The organism is Mucilaginibacter terrenus, assembly GCF_003432065.1.
Lineage (GTDB): Bacteria > Bacteroidota > Bacteroidia > Sphingobacteriales > Sphingobacteriaceae > Mucilaginibacter > Mucilaginibacter terrenus.
The window spans coordinates 2,071,249-2,090,718 of record NZ_QWDE01000001.1 but is presented as its reverse complement, the minus strand read 5'-3'; the positions used below and the strand labels follow the sequence as shown (position 1 = coordinate 2,090,718).

16 protein-coding genes are annotated in these 19,470 nt (G+C 36.4%); 6 read left to right on the top strand and 10 right to left on the bottom strand.

Annotation, left to right across the window (positions count from 1 at the left end):
• Positions 1–5: 5 nt before the first annotated feature.
• Both DYU05_RS09325 and DYU05_RS09320 read left to right on the top strand, forming a co-directional pair.
• The gene (locus DYU05_RS09325) at positions 6–830 is read left to right on the top strand and encodes a glycosyltransferase family 2 protein (protein ID WP_117382674.1); all 825 of its coding nucleotides are present in this window, start codon (positions 6–8) and stop codon (positions 828–830) included.
• Positions 831–998: 168 nt separating this feature from the next.
• The gene (locus tag DYU05_RS09320; protein WP_117382673.1) at positions 999–2,252 is read left to right on the top strand and encodes a WcaI family glycosyltransferase; all 1,254 of its coding nucleotides are present in this window, start codon (positions 999–1,001) and stop codon (positions 2,250–2,252) included.
• Positions 2,253–2,255: 3 nt separating this feature from the next.
• Here DYU05_RS09320 and DYU05_RS09315 read toward each other — a convergent pair whose 3' ends face one another.
• Positions 2,256–3,362 carry an endonuclease/exonuclease/phosphatase family protein gene (locus tag DYU05_RS09315; protein ID WP_117382672.1) on the bottom strand — a complete coding sequence of 369 codons (1,107 nt, stop codon included), beginning with the start codon at positions 3,360–3,362 and terminating at the stop codon, positions 2,256–2,258.
• A gap of 141 nt (positions 3,363–3,503) precedes the next feature.
• On the opposite strand from DYU05_RS09315, the gene DYU05_RS09310 reads away from it, so the two are divergent.
• From DYU05_RS09310 to DYU05_RS09295, 4 genes are all read left to right on the top strand, one after another.
• Positions 3,504–4,172: a CatB-related O-acetyltransferase gene (locus tag DYU05_RS09310; RefSeq protein ID WP_117382671.1), complete on the top strand. Its 669-nt coding sequence runs from the start codon at positions 3,504–3,506 to the stop codon at positions 4,170–4,172.
• A 447-nt stretch (positions 4,173–4,619) separates the two neighbouring features.
• The gene (locus DYU05_RS09305; protein ID WP_133300206.1) at positions 4,620–5,477 is read left to right on the top strand and encodes an O-antigen ligase family protein; all 858 of its coding nucleotides are present in this window, start codon (positions 4,620–4,622) and stop codon (positions 5,475–5,477) included.
• Entirely contained in the window at positions 5,464–6,333 is an 870-nt protein-coding gene (locus DYU05_RS09300) for a glycosyltransferase family 2 protein (protein WP_117383003.1), read from the top strand. Before DYU05_RS09305 ends, DYU05_RS09300 begins: the two co-directional genes overlap by 14 nt.
• A 56-nt stretch (positions 6,334–6,389) precedes the next feature.
• Positions 6,390–7,517: a glycosyltransferase gene (locus DYU05_RS09295; protein ID WP_133300205.1), complete on the top strand. Its 1,128-nt coding sequence runs from the start codon at positions 6,390–6,392 to the stop codon at positions 7,515–7,517.
• Here DYU05_RS09295 and DYU05_RS09290 read toward each other — a convergent pair whose 3' ends face one another.
• The 9 genes from DYU05_RS09290 to DYU05_RS09250 form a co-directional block, all read right to left on the bottom strand.
• Positions 7,518–8,918 carry an undecaprenyl-phosphate glucose phosphotransferase gene (locus DYU05_RS09290; RefSeq protein WP_117382668.1) on the bottom strand — a complete coding sequence of 467 codons (1,401 nt, stop codon included), beginning with the start codon at positions 8,916–8,918 and terminating at the stop codon, positions 7,518–7,520.
• Positions 8,919–9,222: 304 nt separating this feature from the next.
• On the bottom strand, positions 9,223–10,635 hold the full coding sequence (locus tag DYU05_RS09285; protein WP_117382667.1) for an undecaprenyl-phosphate glucose phosphotransferase: 1,413 nt from the start codon (positions 10,633–10,635) through the stop codon (positions 9,223–9,225).
• Positions 10,636–10,829: 194 nt separating this feature from the next.
• Positions 10,830–11,948: a GDP-mannose 4,6-dehydratase gene (gene gmd / locus DYU05_RS09280; protein WP_117382666.1), complete on the bottom strand. Its 1,119-nt coding sequence runs from the start codon at positions 11,946–11,948 to the stop codon at positions 10,830–10,832.
• A gap of 76 nt (positions 11,949–12,024) precedes the next feature.
• The gene (locus DYU05_RS09275; RefSeq protein WP_117382665.1) at positions 12,025–13,092 is read right to left on the bottom strand and encodes an NAD-dependent epimerase/dehydratase family protein; all 1,068 of its coding nucleotides are present in this window, start codon (positions 13,090–13,092) and stop codon (positions 12,025–12,027) included.
• Between the two features lie 11 nt (positions 13,093–13,103).
• Positions 13,104–13,853 (bottom strand): WecB/TagA/CpsF family glycosyltransferase, encoded by a 750-nt coding sequence (locus DYU05_RS09270; RefSeq protein WP_117382664.1) that lies wholly within the window; start codon positions 13,851–13,853, stop codon positions 13,104–13,106.
• A gap of 139 nt (positions 13,854–13,992) precedes the next feature.
• On the bottom strand, positions 13,993–15,780 hold the full coding sequence (locus DYU05_RS09265) for a right-handed parallel beta-helix repeat-containing protein (RefSeq protein WP_165852036.1): 1,788 nt from the start codon (positions 15,778–15,780) through the stop codon (positions 13,993–13,995).
• A 25-nt stretch (positions 15,781–15,805) separates the two neighbouring features.
• Entirely contained in the window at positions 15,806–16,978 is a 1,173-nt protein-coding gene (locus tag DYU05_RS09260; protein ID WP_117382662.1) for a glycosyltransferase family 4 protein, read from the bottom strand.
• 58 nt (positions 16,979–17,036) lie between these two features.
• Positions 17,037–18,278 carry a polysaccharide pyruvyl transferase family protein gene (locus DYU05_RS09255; RefSeq protein ID WP_117382661.1) on the bottom strand — a complete coding sequence of 414 codons (1,242 nt, stop codon included), beginning with the start codon at positions 18,276–18,278 and terminating at the stop codon, positions 17,037–17,039.
• Complete coding sequence (locus tag DYU05_RS09250) at positions 18,278–19,462, bottom strand: glycosyltransferase (RefSeq protein WP_117382660.1); 1,185 nt, start codon at positions 19,460–19,462, stop codon at positions 18,278–18,280. Before DYU05_RS09250 ends, DYU05_RS09255 begins: the two co-directional genes overlap by 1 nt.
• Positions 19,463–19,470 lie beyond the last annotated feature (8 nt).

Sequence of the window (19,470 nt, the reverse complement as noted above, 5' to 3'; positions counted from 1 at the left end):
CTACTATGGTATCAGTACTTATCCTCACAAAGAATGAAGAACAGGATTTACCGGGTTGTTTGGAGTCGGTGAAATGGTGCGATGATATACATGTTTATGATTCATTTAGTGAAGATCGCACTGTTCAACTAGCAGCATCTGCGGGTGCACATGTAACGCAGCGAACGTTTGATAACTGGGCTGCTCATCAAAATTGGGGCTTGAAGAACATTACGTTTAAACACAAGTGGGTGCTATACATTGATGCTGACGAACGAGTATCCACAACTTTAAAAGAAGCCATTTTGCAAGTGCCTGAAGATACCAACATAGTGGCATTTGAAATACAGCGAAGAGACTTTGCATGGAACGGCAAATGGCTTAAACATGCGCAAGTATCACCTTTTTATTTGCGTTTGTTCCGGCCGGAAAAGATGAGATACGAGAGACTGGTAAATCCTTTATCTATTCCGGATGGTAATGTTGGCAGAATAAAGGGGTATTTAGATCATTATCCATTTAGCAAGGGAATTAAATTTTGGTTTAGCAGGCATTTAAATTACGCTGACAAAGAAGCAGAAATGCGAATCCAGCAATTGACCACTGGTCAAAATTTTTCTATATCGAAAGCTTTATTTGGTGATGACTTTACTGAACGCAGATATCATCAAAAAGGCCTTTTCTATAAATTACCTGGCAGACCTGTTGTTAGATGGTTGTATATGATCATGATAAAAAGGGCATTTATGGATGGTGCTGTTGGATTTACATATACTACTATGCTGTCCATTTATGAGTATTTTATTGTATTAAAAACACGTGAACTCCTAAGGGGGCGTGATAACGGTTAGATTAAAGCTTCTTGTAATTATTTGCACATAGCTAAAACTACCTTGTTTAATAAGATTGATTTATCACATGGTAACGCATTGTCGCGTGCGATATACTTCATAAAATTTTTATCTTTAAAGGTTTTATAGCCAACGAGCATACTTGCTAAGCCAGAGGCGCAGTTTTAGATGGATAAAAAAAGGATATTATTAATTAGCCATAACTTTGCTCCCGAACCTATAGGTATTGGAAAGTACAACGGTGAAATGATTAACTGGCTCGTTGGGAAAGGACACGATTGTACTGTAATCACCACTTTTCCTTATTACCCGTACTGGAAAGTTCAGGAACCATATACAAACAGGTGGTATAAAAAAGAAACTTTCTATAACGAGAAAAGCGGAGGCTCTCTTACTATCTACCGATGCCCATCTTATATCCCGAGCGACCCTACTGGTAAACAACGCGCTCTCCAGGATTTTTCATTTTGGGTTGCAAAGTTTTTCATCGTTTTTAAAATTATTTTTACAAAAGCAAGATTTGATCTTATTGTTACTATAGCTCCGCCATTTCATTTGGCATATTTAGGGCTAATGTTGCGGTCAGTAACTGGCGGTAAGCTTCTTTATCACATACAAGATATGCAGATTGAAGCTGCCCGGGATTTAAAGCTTTTTTCTAAAAAGCGAATATTGGCCGGCTTGTTTAAAGTAGAATACAACATTCTTAAGCGGGCGGATTTTGTGAGCAGTATATCGACCGGCATGATAAAGAAAATTCGAGCAAAGGTTGATCGCGAAATAATATTTTTCCCCAATTGGGTAGATACTGATTACTTTTTTCCTTTAGATAATAGGGATAAGCTAAAAGTTAAGTGGGGGTATAAGGCAGATGATATTATATATCTTTATTCAGGCGCTGTTGGTGTAAAACAACGTCTCGAGCGCATTCTTGTTGCCGCTCAAGAACTTATAGATCATGATCACGTCAAGTTTATAATATGTTCATCAGGCCCCTACAAGGATCAGCTTCAGGAACAGGCTTCAAGAATGGGGCTCAGGAACATATCTTTTCTACAAGTTCAGAAAAAAGAAATATTTAACGAGTTTTTAAATATGGCAGATATTCATCTGGTACTCCAAATATCAGATGCAGGTGATCTAGTAATGCCTTCTAAACTTACAACCATATTAGCTGTAGGAGGTGCAAGCATCGTTACAGCCTCCGAAGGCACATCTTTACACGAGATGGTTACAGCGTACGACTTCGGCTATGTCGTTAAATCTCAAGACAAGGACATGCAAGATATTCTTGTTAAACAAATTTTGGACATAAAACTTGATGGCGAGTTGCAGAGAAAACGTGAAAATGCAAGAAAATACGCCCTCGAATATTTAAACGTAGATAATGTGATGGGGAAGTTTGTTGACAATTTTTTGTGATAATTATTTCAATTTTACGTCACTTACCAGCGCTTTGTGGTCCGATACCTTCTTGTCAATTTCCGAATAATTTAGCACCTCAAATTGCTGGGTTAGAAAAATATAATCAATGTGTAGGGGATAAGAGCTGTAGTAGGTGGTTTCAAATCCGGCCCCTTTTTCATCAAATGCGTTTTTTAACCCATCACCCAACTCGTTCACAGCATAAGAATTAGGTGTGTCATTAAAGTCTCCTGTAATGACGTAAGGATAAGGGCATTTTTCTATATGTCGTTTTATCTTAGCGACTTGAAAACTTCTATTTAAAAAGGCACTTTCCAGTTTGTTCACAATGAAAGACGATTTTTCGACATCAACTTTTCCGTCCAGCATGCGTCCTTTTTCTTTGGTTTTAATTGTTACAGCGGCTAAATGGATGCAGTATACCCGAAATATTTTTTGGCCGAGCTTGAGGTCTGCAAATATTGCTTTAGTGTTTAAGTATTTTCCTGTATCTACAACTCCTGAATTGATTATAGGATATTTAGAGAATATGACATTTCCCGTCGTGTCATAGGGTGTTATTTTTTTGAATTCCTTAAAATAATAATTTTTTAAGCCTTGTGGGCCCACAAGCTGCTGGCTAATTGAATCCTTGTTAGCTTTACGCTTTGAAAATTCAACCATGTTTAATACGTCAGGTTGGACATTTTTAATGATATCGAAAACTTCATTCTCGATCGGGAGATCAGCAAATTTGTCAATTCCTCTAAATTCACGCACGTTAAAGTGCATGATGCGGATAACATCAGGTGCAGCTTTAGAGCCAATGTTTGTTTTTGAGTTAAACCCGATTTGTGAGCTGATGAATTGGAATCCTATAAGAATACATAACACAGGAATTAACATTAACAATGGTTTGCGGAACGCCCAATAAACGATAAATGATGCGTTAGCAATAATCAAGATATTCATACCAAACCCAAGTAAAGCCACAAATGTTGAGTCTCTGGGATCTGTTGATGGTGCAAAGTAACTTATGATTAACGCAATAGAGACGATCAGATTTAGTGCAAGTACAACCTTGTCAATAAGAAGAAACCGTTTCGTTTTATTTTTATTAGATTTCATACAATGCTACAGATATTAATTTCACTCGAAGATAGCATATCAGTAAGTTTTTACTGCCGCTTTTTCAATTGTTCGCAGAAAATCGCTCAAATATTTTAGTATTACCTTTAGCTCATTGTAAAAATCTTATTTTTACTGAAAATGAGAGACTGGATTAAACGTAATTATTTCAGACTTAAGTATCATCCAATTGCTGTAAAGATTGGCCGAGCTGTAACTTTGGATATGAAAAACAAGTTTGAAGGCAATAATTTTGTTGGAGACAAAGCCTTTGTTGCGAGCTCAAACGTTGGTTTCGGTACTTATATATCTGGTGGTAGTACAATCAAAAGCGCAAAAATAGGTAAATATTGTTCTATAGGAAGTTACGTGCAAACCGGTTTGGGTACTCATCCATCTAAAAAGTTTGTGTCTACACACCCCGCATTTTTTTCAACCAGGATGCAAGCTGGTTTCTCGTTCGTAACAGAAAACAGGTTTGAGGAACACATTTATGCTGACGGTAAATACATTGTAACTATTGGGAATGATGTGTGGGTTGGAAACAATGTATTAATAATGGATGGCGTTACAATCGGAGACGGCGCCATTATCGCTGCAGGAGCTATTGTGACTAAAGATGTTGCACCATACTCCATACACGGCGGAGTACCCGCCAAATTTTTACGTTGCCGTTTCGATGAGCAACACATATCTAAGCTTTTAAAACTTAAATGGTGGGATTGGAGCGCTGAAAAAATAAAACGTTATAGTCACTTATTTGATAACGTGGAAGCTTTTTTAACACAGATTCCAGCGAATCATTTATAATCTAATTACTGCTAAATTGCAATAAAGTTAATCCTAATGCGAAATAAGACTTTTAATCTCAATTATTTTATTACTCTACTTTTCCTGCTAATCTCCGCAAACGCAAACATTATATCATCAAGTATGATAGGGTGGGTTGCCGTAATAGGCGTTTTACTTGTAGTGGCTGTTAATCGTAAGGAATTTACTAAGAAATCAATTATTTCGTTTTTGATCTTTGCTGCCGCGTTCATTGTATTTGTTTGCTTTAGGTTCTTAGTTGTGAATGATTTAGAAACAGATTTTCTTTTAAGCGACTTTTTATTCCTCTTGAAATATGTTTTATTAAGTTTCCTTATTTGCGTTGTTTTAAAAGAAAAGCTGTTAGCAAACATCGTAAAAGTGATGACCCACTTGACATTACTGTCATTTGTTTTCTATGCTTTGCAACTTATATCTGGAGAGGCCATGTTTAAAGCATTCTCCGCCCTTAACTTTCCAACTGGTAATACAATACCAGGGTATTCTAATATTCTGTTCTTTACGTTCACTCAAGGGTTTCATGACTTTAGCAACTCGGGGTTTGTTTGGGAACCTGGGGCATTCGGGTGCTTTTTGGTTATCACATTAATGTTTCACTTCTTTCTTAATAAGTTTAGGTTCGACAAGGTAGCCATCATTTTAATAATAGCAAACATCACCACCTTTTCAACTACAAACTATCTCGGACTAATAGTTTTGTTTTTTATGGCTTATCGTTTTAGATCGCCGAAGGTTAATATCTATGTATTGCTCCTTGTCCCGGCTCTAATACTTGCTTTTGTGTTCATCCCTTTTCTTGGAGACAAAATTGTTGATACTTACAAAGAGGACATGCGCGATCTAAATCGATTAAAAGTATTGGAGAAGTATTACCATCATAACAGAATGGAAATACCGCTTAATCGGTTTTCCAGTATGGTTTACATTTATGATCAGTTCGGCGCTAAACTTATTACAGGCGTTAGTAACAGGTATAATGAGGTACTTAATAAATCTTATACTGTTAATATATCCAATGGCGTATTTGATTTTCTTGCAAAGTTTGGTCTTATAGGTTTGCTTTATCTATTGATCAGGTATGTTCGGTTTTGTAAGCCATATGTTTTAAGATGGGAGAATATAGGCTACTGTATTTTGATTCTTTTGGTGTTAAGTTTTGGTGAACCCATTTTGTTTTTGCCGATAGTTATGATGCTGTTATTTATCCAGCCAAAGCAAAGGTCGTTAAATGGTCCTCTGAATGACGAGGAGAATGAATCCGAGTATGCTTATGGAAGGATTTGATTTTAATTGTGCAGTTCTTATAAGTTGCCACAACAGGAAGAAAAAAACTCTGGGCTTTTTAGATAGCTTACATAAAGAGATAACATTTTCTGCTGACAGCTGGGATGTTTATTTGCTTGATGACGGATCAACCGACGGGACCAGTGATGCTGTAAAAGCAATTTATCCTGAAGTCAGGATCATCAACGGTACCGGCAATTTATTCTGGGCTGGCGGAATGCGGGTGTTATGGAAACATGCGTTGGATCAAAAAAAGTATGATCTTTTCTTATTGTGTAATGACGACGTAATCCTGATAGAAGGATCTCTAAAGCGTTTAATAGCTAGTTACCAATTAGCTGGTCCTGAAAGCATCTTAATAGGCTCAACATTAAGTTCTATCACTAAAAAGATTACGTACGGCGGCCATCTGCTAAATCGGCTCAATCACGCTGGTTATTACCTTGTTAAACCTGATGAACAAGTTTTGAAACCGTGTCACCTGGGTAATGCTAATGTTTTTTTGGTTGGTGCAGCTGTGGTTCGTAAAGTTGGGATATTTGATGGAGCATATACTCACTATCTTGCAGACTACGATTATACTCTTACAGCTTTTAAGGCAGGAATTAAAGTTCTATTAGCTCCTGGCTATTATGGCTTTTGTGAAGATGACCATGGTCCCAATTGGCTGTCAGGTAAGCACAGCCTAAGGCAACGCGTTAATTACTTATATAGCGTTAAAGGCCTGGCTTATCACGAGTATTTATTTTACATCAAAAAGCATTTCCCGGCTGATTATAGTGGGGCAATAATTAAATTATGGATGAAAACACTTTTTCCTTTCATCTGGGATAATTTTAAGAAAGTTGACAATTGAAGGTTGTAATCATAAATAACGATTTTAGGGTATATTGGAAAAGCAGACTTATATACTTGCGTAATTCATTGGAAGATCGGGGCATTGAACTTTATGCTATAGAACTTTTTGGCAAAGGATCTCCTTATACGTTTGATGAGGCAGAAAGCAATAATGAATGGTGGTGGTGTTTGTTTCCTCAGCAGAGCGCACCGGAGTTAAATAAAAGATATATAAAGAACGCTGTCTTTGATCGTCTCGACATTTTGCAAGCAGATGTTGTAATTGGTCCCTCGATTGTTTTTTATGCTGGTGCGCTGGGTATTGCATGGGCTAAAAAGGCACTTAAAAGGTTTATTATGTTTGATGATGCGAAACCGTCGCAAGTAAAACGTAATTTTTTAGTGCAGTATGTAAAAAACGTGATGATAGGGGAGGCAGATGCGCTGTGGCTACCCTCGGCCAGTTACAATAGAGACTTCGAGAAGTTTCAAAAAAAAGGCTTAATGCTCTTTTATGGATTTGCTACTATAAACAATGAGGTTTTTAATGGTATTCCCGTCGAAAAGAGATTAGGTAACACAATAATTTGTGTGGCTCGCCTGGTACCAATAAAAAATTTGACTGGACTTCTTACGGCCTGGCAAATTGTTGAGGGAGAAAATACAGGTTATCAGTTGTTGATTGTAGGTGACGGACCTGAACGGGAAAATCTTTCACAAAAAATAAAGGATTTGCAGCTGCAAACTGTACAATTGAAAAAGGCTATACCTAACACCCAACTTCCGCAATATCTACAAAGTGCAAGTGCATTTGTATTGCCTAGTTTTTCTGAAACGTGGGGGTTAGTTGTTAATGAAGCGATGGCTGCCGGCCTACCAGTTTTATTAAGTAAGACTATAAATGCGACTGAAGATTTACTACAGGAAGGGATAAATGGATACAGTTTTAATGCTTTTGATATTCAGGATATTGCTCGTAGCATATTAAAGTTTGTAACAGCCGAACAAAGTTTGAAAGTAAGTATGAGCAGAAAATCTTTAGAAATTATTGACACGATGAGTTACTCTAACATGGAGTATAATTTAATTGATGCGTTAAACAAAATTATGTCTAAAGAAAGAAAGCCTTCAGGTGTGATTGGCTCTCTGATGATGAAGTTTTGGCATGGGCGATATAATACCACCGGTTGGGATAAATTATAGCTAAAAAGCCTTTTCATCACCGCGAATACTGTTCCAAACAGTTAGGAAAATTATTTTAAGATCTAAAAGGAACGACCAGTTTTCTAAGTACCACACATCTGCTTCAACTCTCTTAAGCATCATCTCGGTAGATAATGTCTCGCCCCTAAGACCTTTTACCTGGGCCCATCCGGTAATACCTGGCTTAAGAAAATGTCTTACCATAAATCTGTCAATTAGCTTTGAATATTGTATGGTATGGCTCAACATATGTGGCCTTGGACCAACTGTTGACATGTTCCCAATTAAAACATTAAAAAATTGTGGTAACTCATCAATACTAGTTCGTCGCATAAATGCCCCAATTCTGGTAACTCGTTTATCATTTCTCACAGCTTGCTTGCTGTCGCTATCGCTATTTATCAGCATACTCCTAAACTTATAACACCAAAAAGGATTATTGTCCCTTCCAGAACGTAGTTGTTTAAACAATACCGGACCTTTGGAGCCGAGCTTTATCAAGATCGCCAAGATGGGGTAAATCCAACTGAAAACGAATATTATTATAAACAGCGAAAAACAGATATCAAAAAGTCTTTTGCAAAATCTATTAAGCAAGTTCTCGAGAGGTTCTGTTCGTACGGATATGACAGGGATATTTCCAAAACTCTGAACTAATACAGGCTTTATACCGTAATCATAATACTCTGGCACTATTCTAAACCGTATTAGATTCTTTTCTGCTTCTCCTAAAAGCTTTTCAATTTTTTTTGACTCCAATACCGGCAGTGCACAAAATATTTCTGCTACGTTATGTTTTAAGGAGTATGCAATACACTCATTTATTGATCCTAAATAAAGATCGTTAGCTTCAGTATCATAATAGTTATCATCAAAAAAGCCCATTAATTTATACCCTCTATCTGGATTCCCTATGAAAAAATTATACAGATCATTGCTGATGCGACCGCTACCAATTATAACAACTTTTCTAGAATCGAATAATGATGCACGATTACTCTTGCGAATGCCAAGGAACACCAATTTCCATGAACATAATAAAACTCCAAACAGTACCGAAGACACAACTAAGTACATATTAGTAATACGGTATGCCTTTACCCCTATCACTAAAGCTATAATAGCGATGAGCGCAACGAATATTAAGTAAGTTTTAGCGATATTTCTAAATGTATTTACCGAGTCTTTGTTTAATACCTCGCTGTATAATCTTGTAAGGTTTGCAGACAAAAGCCAGGTTAAATTAAATACTAAAACAATTGGAAGTGCATGTTGGCTGGGGGGCCAAATTTCAAATTTATGTACTTCGATATAGTAGGCCAACACCATGCCGATATTTAGGACTACGTAATCGACAATAAGATTTACAGTTTTAATAAATGCTGAGTAGCGATGCACCATTTAGACGTAATTAACTAAAATCTTTTTATAAACAGCAACATACACCTAATTATTAGCGGAACTACTATTGGTGATGCTGGTTATACATCCATTTTGTTAGTTGCGGAACGAATCTATGTTATTAAGAACTTACAACACGTAATTCTTAAAGATTGTTAAACACTTAAATGAAAAGGCATGTATCGGCTTTCGTTGCGCTAAATTATACTTTTTTTGTGTTTTTAGCAATCCGGTCTTATTTAAGATAACCGATAATGTGATTTACCGTAGTATAATTTGGAGTGGAGTTACTAAATACAGCGAATCAAAATGCGTTTTTATCACCAACGATGGTTTTCCAAAAAGTTAAAAAGATGATTTTTAAGTCCAGCAGTAAACTCCAATTTTCAATGTACCAAATGTCATAGTTTACACGTGCCTTCATTAAAGATGGATCGCTTGTTTCCCCCCTAAAACCATTTACTTGTGCCCATCCGGTAATACCCGGTTTTACCAAATGACGAACAAGATAATTGTCTATTAGTTCCTTTGATTCCAGGTTCAAGGGGGTGGGGTGCGGGCGAGGACCAACTACAGACATGTCACCAAAAAAAACATTGAAAAATTGTGGAAATTCATCCAGGTTTGACTTCCTTAAAAATCCACCTATTTTGGTTATCCGAGGATCATTTTTTTTGGCCTGCTGATATTTTCCACTAACCTCGTCAACATCTCTGGAGCGCACATACATTGAACGAAACTTGTAGCATTTAATTTTTCTGTTTTTCTTTCCCCAACGCTCCTGAACAAAAAATATTGGACCCTTAGAAGTAAGTTTAATTGCCAAGGCTATTAACGGGAACAACCAAGAGCATACCAGGATCAATACTAAAAAACTAAATACAATATCGAAAAGACGTTTGATTACTCTTAAATGAAGTTCGTCTAAAGGCTCATGCCTTAGAGTTATCATGGGAAAGCCGTTAAATATACTCACATTATATTGCGAGTTTATTAACTCGTGGTATGCTGGTATTATCCGTAATTTAATAGTGTTCCTTCCAACTACACTAGCTATATGTTTTATTTTATTGTGCGCGCTATTCGGAAGAGCCACTACAACTTCATCAAACTCAGGGGTTCCTGAAGCAAGGTACTCATCTATTTTACTTGTAGGACCCAAGTACTGGCCGTTAAGATGACTTTTCTTCTCATCATCGAGAAATCCGATAATTTCATAACCGAGATGATCGTTTTTAGTGATTATATCAGAAAACTGCATACCCGTTCTTCCACCTCCAACTATGAGTATTCGTTTTCTATTAACACCTTTTTTATGTAAGTATAAAAGAGTCTTTTTATATAAAAGTTTTTCCAGCGGTACCAGTATACCTAACAATATAATATAAAAGAGTAAAAAACGTTTAGTATTATAAGTTTGATGTGAGGTGAAAAAGAATAAAATGACCAGGCAAAACTGAACAAAAATGCTGTTGGCAATTTTGTATAAAGTTGCGGTATATGATTTTGAATTAAAGTCGTCAGAAGATTTTGTGGAACGTGAAGAAAAATACCATCCAATAACAAGCAAAGGCAGCATCCATATGTTTATCATTATAAAATCTCTATGATAAACCCTGTTTAATATGTAAAATGAGAGCACAAAACTGATAGTCAGTAGAATGACTTCGTTGATAAAACGGAAGAAATTAAACCGATATTTATATCTTAACTCCATGTTTAGTACCTAGCTGTGTTGAGTAATAAAATGTCCTATTTGATACTAAGGTTTAGACCTATATCTTAATATTAAATACACAAATTGGCGTTCATTTTATATTAATTCGCTTTCACCTAAGTTAATAAGTGCGGAACGCACTATTTCATCATGTCCATAAACATAAGCTTCGTCTAGCTTTGACATTTACTGGATTATTCGAATTGATTTTTTATCTGGTATCCTGAATCCTTTAATAATTTCTCTCTCTGGAATAACTCTACGTCTGCAGCAACCATTTCTTTTACCAAAGCTTGCAAATCATATTTAGGTTTCCAGCCCAATTTTTCATTTGATTTGGTCGGATCTCCTATTAATAATTCCACTTCTGTTGGTCTGAAGTATTTTGAGTCAACAGAGACTACTTCAGCGCCTGCCTGTAGTTGAAATTCAGGCTTAGAACATTTGACTACATACCCTTTTTCGTTTTCACCTGTGCCTTTAAATTCAACTTCAATGCCTACTTCCGCAAATGCAAGGCGTACAAACTCGCGTACTGTTGTGGTAACGCCAGTTGCGATCACAAAATCTTCCGCGATATCTTGCTGCAAGATAAGATACATAGCTTCAACGTAATCTTTTGCATGCCCCCAATCTCGTTGCGCATCTAAGTTACCCAAGTATAATTTATCCTGCAGCTTCATGGCTATCTTAGCAACTGCACGGGTAATTTTCCTGGTAACAAAGGTTTCACCTCGCAAAGGGCTTTCGTGATTAAACAAAATTCCATTGCAGGCGAACATATTATATGCTTCCCGATAATTGACAGTTATCCAATACGCATAAAGCTTAGCTACTGCGTAAGGTGAACGTGGGTAAAATGGTGTAGTTTCAGACTGTGGAACAGCCTGCACCAAGCCGTAAAGTTCAGAGGTAGAAGCTTGATATATTTTAGTCTTCTTAGTTAAATTAAGCAAACGTACAGCCTCTAATATTCGTAACGTGCCAATTCCATCTGCATTAGCGGTATACTCAGGTGTGTCAAAGCTAACTTTAACGTGAGACATTGCACCGAGATTGTAAATTTCATCAGGCTGTACCTGTTGTATGATACGTATAAGATTTGTTGAATCAGAAAGATCGCCGTAATGTAGAACAAACCGTTGATCTTCATCATGCGGATCGTGATAGATATGATCTATCCTATCCGTATTAAATAGGGAACTACGGCGTTTTATGCCATGTACCTCATAGCCTTTAGATAATAATAGATCAGCTAAATAAGCACCATCCTGTCCGGTGATGCCAGTAACTAGGGCGATTTTTTTTGACATGTTAGAACAAGTGTTATAATTGTAGGAGTTGAGTTAATTAAACTATTTCGAAGTTGCCATTTATAATATTGAACAGTTAATGTGCCATTCTTAATAACATGCTATCATGAATTTGGGCAAGCGTAGCTGTTAAATCGTAGGTCCAGTACCACGAAGGGTAGTGATTAATAAACTTAGATAAATCACTAACGTACCAAATATGATCTCCTATTCTATTTGTTTCAGAGTAGCTGTAGTCCATTTTATTACCAGAAATTTCCTCGCAAATTTTTATTGCTTCCAGCATAGAACAGTTCGCGTACCTTCCACCACCAGCATTGTAAACTTCACCAGCTCTAGGATTTTGATAGAAGTGCCAAAACATGTTAACCAAATCAAAGCTATGAATGTTATCCCTAACCTGTTTACCTTTGTAGCCAAAAATAGTGTAATGATTACCAGTGATAGCGCACTTCATTAAATAAGACAAAAAACCGTGCAATTGTGCTCCCGAATGATTTGGACCAGTTAAACATCCTCCTCTGAAAACTCCAGTTTTCATACCAAAATACCTGCCATATTCTTGAACCAATACGTCTGCGGCTACTTTAGAAGCACCAAAAAGTGAGTGTTTTGTATGATCAATACTTAAGTTTTCGTCAATTCCATTCTTGTAATATATATGATCTTCTGCAATTTCCCAGCGAGTTTCCGTTTCTATTAAAGGTAAGTAGTTAGGATTGTCGCCGTAAACTTTGTTTGTCGATGTAAATATGAACACGGCTTCAGGGCAATTTTGCCTAGTAAGTTCTAGCATATTCAATGTCCCATTAGCATTTACTGAAAAATCTGTAAATGGCTCTCTAGCAGCCCAGTCGTGACTAGGCTGAGCAGCTGTATGTACTACTAACTTAATATCTGATTTATACTCCTCGAAAATTGGGCTTAATTCATCGATGTTCCTAATATCTGCACTGTAATGTCTATAATTTGAGTGCGTGTCTGCTAAGCGGCTTCTATTCCATTCCGTACTACTTTCAGCACCAAAAAAATATTGACGTAAGTTATTGTCTATCCCGACTACCAAATCAAATTTGTCAGCAAAAAATGAGACCGACTCACTTCCTATTAAGCCAGCAGAGCCTGTAATTAATACAATGTTCATATTACTTGTATTTAGTTAATTATATTTAATTTTTTTCCTAAGAAAAGCGCTACAAATTTCGAGTTTGTAAATAAATAGCGTTTCCAAAGCCGTTGTGGTTCACTTATCAGACGAAATAGCCATTCAAGTCCGTTGTCTTGCATCCAAGATGGAGCTTGTTTTAATGTGCCTGCATGAAAATCAAAGGCTGCACCAACTGCCATCATTGCAGCGTTTACTTTGCCCAGGTGCTCTGACACCCAAATCTCTTGTCTGGGGCAGCCTCTTCCTACTAAAACAATATTTGCACCTGATTTATTAATTTTCTCTATATCTTGTAAATCTTCTTCGGAAGTAGCATTCCTAAACCGGTCTGGATGAATTCCTGCTATTTTTATATTGGGAAACCAAGTATTTATGTTTTTCTCAAATGCATCTAAGGTAGTTTGTTTGCTTCCATAAAGATAAACTGAAAGTTGTTCTTTATTAGCTTTCTTTAACACCTCTAACGTTAAAGTAGGTCCATAAACCCTGTCTGATAATTGAGCTTTATGAAAACTATTCATCGCCCATTTTACTGGTTGACCATCAGGAACAATTAACTCCAGTTTGTTAACTTTATCTCTTAATTCTGGATTGTTATAGCATTCTATAAGGCCGTGAACCGCCAACGCTGACACTCCAAATGACTGGTTTGCTTTTGCCTTAGCGATTATGTGAGTTGATGCGTCTTCATAGTTAGTAACTGAGTATTTCACACCAAAAATATCAACTTTTTGCATAAGGGTAAATGTGTGCAATAAAGTTATCATTTTTTTTACTCGTTTTATAAAAAAAATGTAATTTATATAGTATAGCACATATTAACTTAATTCCATTGATTGAGCAATAGGTAGATTGTATTTGTTGGTTTATTTAAAGTTATTTAAAACTGTCACGTTGCCACAGCAATTTAGTTGAGTCTGTTTTGTTAAACCTCATTTTTTGATTTTGTATATTGAAGATAATGTTGCTATCCACCATTATATCAGAAGAGCCTTCGTCAAAAAAAACGCCATTATTAAAACTGCCGACAGCAAACTTCGATCTTCTGATATTATAAATTTTGTTCCCTTTGATAACGGTGCTTGTTTGTTTACCAAGTGTATAAATTCCACCACCATCTGCGAGTACCCTCATAACATCATGAATTTTATTATGAACAATTTTATTTGCATACGTGTAACTTTTTCCGAAACCCCATACCCAACCACTACTTATTCCGGAATAACCGCCATTATAGATTTCGTTATTTGAAATTTTTGAGTTATTTACATTCATGATGCCAATTCCTACTGACGAAGGATGTATTTTACCAATATCATGTACCTGGCAGTACTCTATTGTGTTACCTGTACTTGACGGCGGTATACCCTGACCAACAGCTCCTGTTTGGTAGTAACCTAAAACTATGCCCCCGCCGCCTAAATCGTAAAAAGCTGAGTTTTTAATATTGATGGTGTCGCTATACTTGTCAGCATTTATGGCATAAGCGCCCAGATGTGCAAAGCTGCAGTTACTGAATTGAATGCCTTTTGAGTTGATAATTTTTATTGCCTGACCGCAATTATAAGCGGCCTGGTTGCCTGTGTAACCAGATTTGAGATCCAACGCTAACCTACTAGATTTAGATGAATTCCTAACAAAGCCGCTATCTATATTGAAGCCTCGGGGCGACATTGTATACATGAAGTTTAAGTTGTAAAACGATAAATTCTTCACTTTTTCTGCATCGCCTTTGTCACTGGCAATTACAATTAATTCGTCAACCGTTGGGTAGGTGAAAGAAATAGCATTTGGATTTTGCTTGTTCGATGATCTAAATAATAGCAGCTTATTAATTTTGTCATAACACCAGTTATCAATCTTCAAATCCTTCGATGAATTCTTGACGTAATATCTGTTGATATTCGAAAATAATCCTACCGGGAAATGAGCAGGAGATTTCAAATAGACGGACCTTGTTGCTTTATCGATATTGGAAACCGTATGCCATGAACAATCCCAACTCTGATATAATATTACTTCAATATTATTAATATCGCTTTTATTTAAGTAATCTAAATCGTTTGACTGATAAGCAAAGCTGCAAAATGGCAGTAAATCTTTTGTTTTTAAATTCTGGGACTCTCCGAAATTATTACGTACTGTAATATTGATAATATTTTTGTATTGATCAATTGGACCTGCAGTAAAAAGCATGGGCGAGGAACTTTGATCTACTCGTCGGCCGTTTGCGAAAAGTTGATTTACATTGGGTGTTGACGGTGGTAGCGTTACTTTCCAGATGTTACGCGTGTTGTCAATTTTAATCCACTTCGAGGTTATTTGCTTACCTCCGGATATAATAACGTTTTCATTCTTGTACGCAGCATAAACTATGGCACAAACATCAGTGCCTCCGTCAGCATCAGAAAATATTATGGGCTTATCGATTTGATATACACCTTCTCTTAAATAAATCGTTATTTTGCTGTACGATGCTTTCGACCTTAGTGTTCTTACTACTTCCTTAGCTTTGTGAATAGTGCGGAAAGGGGAGGTGATACTTCCGCTATTTAGGTCGCTACCTTTAGGAGAAACAAAAATGTAAAATTCCTTGGGGTTTTGAAAAGAAGAAAATACAAGTAAAGTAAAAATCGTGATGTAAAGTGGGTGAAACTTACCCATAAAACTCACCAAATTGTACACGTATTTATAATATCTTTTTTGCATTTTTAATTAAAAGTTTATTATAAATGTCTTGCAAAAAACGTGTGTTTTTTTCTTCGGTGTAATAATCATCAAACGTGGCGCGCGCTTTATTTCGCATCATATTTTTGCCCTCTAAACTTAGTGATTGCCAATAAACTAATTGGGTTAATAGTGAGTCGCTGTTATTAGCATCGAAAAACAAGCCGTTTTGGTGTGCGGTGATCATTGACTCCATTGATCCTAGTTTACTCACAATAGGAACAGTACCTGTTGCAAAGGCCTCAAGCAGTGTCATGGGCATCCCTTCAAACCATATTGAAGGAAATAATAACGCAGAACAAGTTGTCATTTCCTTTAACACATCCTTGGAATTTAAAACTCCCAGATAGGTAATGTTTGTATGTTTATTACAATAGTCAAGTACTTTCGACTTCAGAGGTCCGTCCCCGGCAATCTTCAATTCAAGGTTTGTTTTGGCAAAAGTTTCTAGAAGCAAGTTAACTCCTTTCTCATCTGACAGTCTGCCGATGAATAAAAAACTTTCGCTCCGGACTTCTAAATGGGCTTCGGGCTCTCTTAAAAAGTTTGGCTTTACAATTAATTTTTCGTTGTCAATATTAACCTTAGAGTTGGAATATAGGGATTTTACAAAATCTGTAAGTACTATTACCTTATCTATTTTTTTCCACGTGCCTGCTACATTGTGAACATAATATGTGAAAGCAGTCCAAAACGTTTGTATATATGAGTTGCGGTAAACTTTATACTTTACTGCTGCCCAAGGAAAACCACCTTTTAAACTTTCTGTAAATAGTTTATTGTTATGGAGTAAATAGGTTGACGGGCATAATATACGATAATTGTGAATAGTATAAACTAATGGCACCCCTAATCTTTTAATAGTATTAATAACAGCAGGGCCCAATGCATAGTGAAAGTTATGAAGATGAACTATATCCGGTTTAAATTCCTTTATTTTTTTTTTTACTGTTGAAAGCGAAAAAGGGTTGTAGATAGATAATAAGAATTGAATTGCACCTAACAGACCCGGCTTATTCTTAAAAATCAGACGCTCAACAGTGCACGTGTTTTTCAGCATGTTAAACTCTTGTTCAACAACTAAATCTTCACCTCCTTTTTGTAAATAGTGGGTGTGGATTAATAATACTTTCATTAACTATTTAGATAAGGCATAAATCAAACCTCTCTTCACAAATTTGAAATAAATCTATTTAAACTAATATGTAATCATCTACAACAGCGTCAATTTTGTTATAGGTATTTGTACTTGTTTTTATAAACAAATCCACTGTTTCTTCGTAGTTGTTGTTTATTCGATCTACTAAAACCTGCAATTCGTCATAATGAAAGCTGTTGCCATTTACAACAAAGTCTGGAAGCCCTAGTAAATTGAACGTCCCAATAGTTTTTGGTTGATAGGAAACACCAATGGTAGGAATTCCCTGGCTTACACCAAGTATGCAAGAATGCATGCGTGAACCAATAATCAAATCAAAGTTTTTGTAGTACTCTATAATCTCTTTAATTGTCAACTCAGTTTTAAGGACAACCTCTACAGGAGATGCGCACCGAGATGCTATTTCCTTGGATATAATATAGTCATTACTGTCTGATACAGTTACATGGGGCAGTATAATAACCTCCACGCCTAAGTTTAGCTGTAAGTAGTCTATAATTTTTACAAAATTGCTTTTATAGTTTTCAATTGTTTTCGCATATTTTTCTTTAACAGCAAGTTCAACTCCCCATGACCAATCAAGAACAGTAATTAATACCTTCATCAATTTGGTCGGCTTAGGCCGGAAAGTTTCGTCCGACAAATAAAAAGCTATATCCGGGATAACTTTCATTCTAGATTCGTTTACACCGTTTTCAAGCAGGTACTTGTACGACTCTTTATCCCGAAGCATGATTAAGTCTGTTCTGTTCAAAAGCTTGCACACAAGCTTCCTCTCATATTCGCGGTAAAACGGGCCTATAGTTTGAGGGAAGAGCACAACCTTTTTTCCTAATAGCTTTGGAAGATAGATGTTATAGATATGAACAAGCATTGTTCTGCTTATAAACGCCTTATTACCGGAAAATAGATAATTGCCCCCGGCGGCAGCCACAAGTTCTGCGCCGGCCACTATTTTAAAAGGGTTTTTATCAGATAATAAGCTCAGCAAAAACTTTTTATTGATCTTGTAAATGCCAAGTAGTACAAAAAATTTAAGATAATCCCATATCGGAGTTATCAGGGCTGTGAGTGCGTTGGATCTGGTTGGAACATGTATAAGTTCCCTGCCGCCCCTCCAATTAGTAAATTTGGGGAACTCATGGTAATATTTGGATTGACAAACAATTTCTGCATCGGGATAGCTCTTGTTTAAAAACTTAATTACCCCCTCTATAATAGCCCTATCGCCGATATTTTGTGGACTGTAAATATTTGATATTACAACTTTTTTCATTAGCCAATGATGTTTTTAAATGTTTGTTTGAAGTTATCTATTCTTCCGTTCCAAATATCGGGGTTGTTTTTGTTTTGGTTTGCTTTTATTGTTCTATTACTTTCAATCATTTCTTTAAGCAACGCACTTAGCTTTACAAAATCGCTGCTTTTATAAGTTGTACCCAGTTTATTGGCAAGCACCCGGTGCCCCACTACCCCGTGGTTAGTAGTTATAACTGGAATGTTTGAAGCGGCAGCACGCGTTAAAACGCCACTGGTAAACTGAAAATCCAACGAATATGGAAGAAGTATACAGTCGCTACCGTCATAGTAATAAGGTAAATCCATTTCGTCTATAAAACGATTAACCTGTATGACGTTTTCACCCAATCGTCCAATTAATGTTGTAGCTTCCTGTAAAATCTCATCCTCAATTTTACCTACAATTAGAAATTTAGATCGCGTTAGAATATCCTTATCATAATCCAAAGCTTTAAGGATATCCAACAATCCTTTTCTTTTATTTTGTTTTCCGATTGTAAGGAAAACAAAATCATCTACAGGCAAATTCATAACTAAACGACTTTGCTCACGTGAGTTTTGGCCAAACGTTCCTTCCCAGGGTTCAGGTAAAAAGTCGACATCACAGAAATTAAATATCTCCGGTTTGTTCATGGCCCTTTCGTCCATTATCAAGAGCAGGTCGGGCTTTTTACAAATATGTTTAAGCAATATTTTTTGTAGCTTATTCTTTACTTTTTCCTTGGCGCTTGCTGGTGCCGCTATCATGAAATTTATACGGTACCGGAGGTAAACAAACCTACAAGCCATTTCGGATTTAAGCCAATTAATATATAAGTATAAAGAAAAGTAGTAATCATCAATAGCAGTAAAGAACACAGTTACATTCCTTTGCGCAGCAATAAGTTTATGTTGCTCAACAATTGCTTTTGCTATAGATTTAAATTCGTTTGGTTTGATTGATCGTATCCAGGCATCCTTAATGTCAACAGTTTCAATAATTATCAATTTAGGATACTTCTGGTTTATTAGTTCATCGAAATGCTTATCACGATAATTTACCCTGGTAAACAAATATATTGCCTCAGCTGACGGATGTAACGACTCTATAAAATAGTAGGTTAGCTGGAGGCGGCTACCTTTAAGTATTGGATCTATAAGAAAGTATACTTTATTTTGCATTGGTATTG

Excerpts from the sequence above, each read along its gene's own strand:
- DYU05_RS09325 (WP_117382674.1), top strand. The coding sequence starts at position 6 with ATGGTATCAGTACTTATCCTCACAAAGAATGAAGAACAGGATTTACCG.
- DYU05_RS09320 (WP_117382673.1), top strand. The coding sequence starts at position 999 with ATGGATAAAAAAAGGATATTATTAATTAGCCATAACTTTGCTCCCGAA.
- DYU05_RS09315 (WP_117382672.1), bottom strand. The coding sequence starts at position 3,362 with ATGAAATCTAATAAAAATAAAACGAAACGGTTTCTTCTTATTGACAAG.
- DYU05_RS09310 (WP_117382671.1), top strand. The coding sequence starts at position 3,504 with ATGAGAGACTGGATTAAACGTAATTATTTCAGACTTAAGTATCATCCA.
- DYU05_RS09305 (WP_133300206.1), top strand. The coding sequence starts at position 4,620 with ATGTTTAAAGCATTCTCCGCCCTTAACTTTCCAACTGGTAATACAATA.
- DYU05_RS09300 (WP_117383003.1), top strand. The coding sequence starts at position 5,464 with ATGGAAGGATTTGATTTTAATTGTGCAGTTCTTATAAGTTGCCACAAC.
- DYU05_RS09290 (WP_117382668.1), bottom strand. The coding sequence starts at position 8,918 with ATGGTGCATCGCTACTCAGCATTTATTAAAACTGTAAATCTTATTGTC.
- DYU05_RS09285 (WP_117382667.1), bottom strand. The coding sequence starts at position 10,635 with ATGGAGTTAAGATATAAATATCGGTTTAATTTCTTCCGTTTTATCAAC.
- gmd (WP_117382666.1), bottom strand. The coding sequence starts at position 11,948 with ATGTCAAAAAAAATCGCCCTAGTTACTGGCATCACCGGACAGGATGGT.
- DYU05_RS09275 (WP_117382665.1), bottom strand. The coding sequence starts at position 13,092 with ATGAACATTGTATTAATTACAGGCTCTGCTGGCTTAATAGGAAGTGAG.
- DYU05_RS09270 (WP_117382664.1), bottom strand. The coding sequence starts at position 13,853 with ATGCAAAAAGTTGATATTTTTGGTGTGAAATACTCAGTTACTAACTAT.
- DYU05_RS09265 (WP_165852036.1), bottom strand. The coding sequence starts at position 15,780 with ATGGGTAAGTTTCACCCACTTTACATCACGATTTTTACTTTACTTGTA.
- DYU05_RS09260 (WP_117382662.1), bottom strand. The coding sequence starts at position 16,978 with ATGAAAGTATTATTAATCCACACCCACTATTTACAAAAAGGAGGTGAA.
- DYU05_RS09255 (WP_117382661.1), bottom strand. The coding sequence starts at position 18,278 with ATGAAAAAAGTTGTAATATCAAATATTTACAGTCCACAAAATATCGGC.
- DYU05_RS09250 (WP_117382660.1), bottom strand. The coding sequence starts at position 19,462 with ATGCAAAATAAAGTATACTTTCTTATAGATCCAATACTTAAAGGTAGC.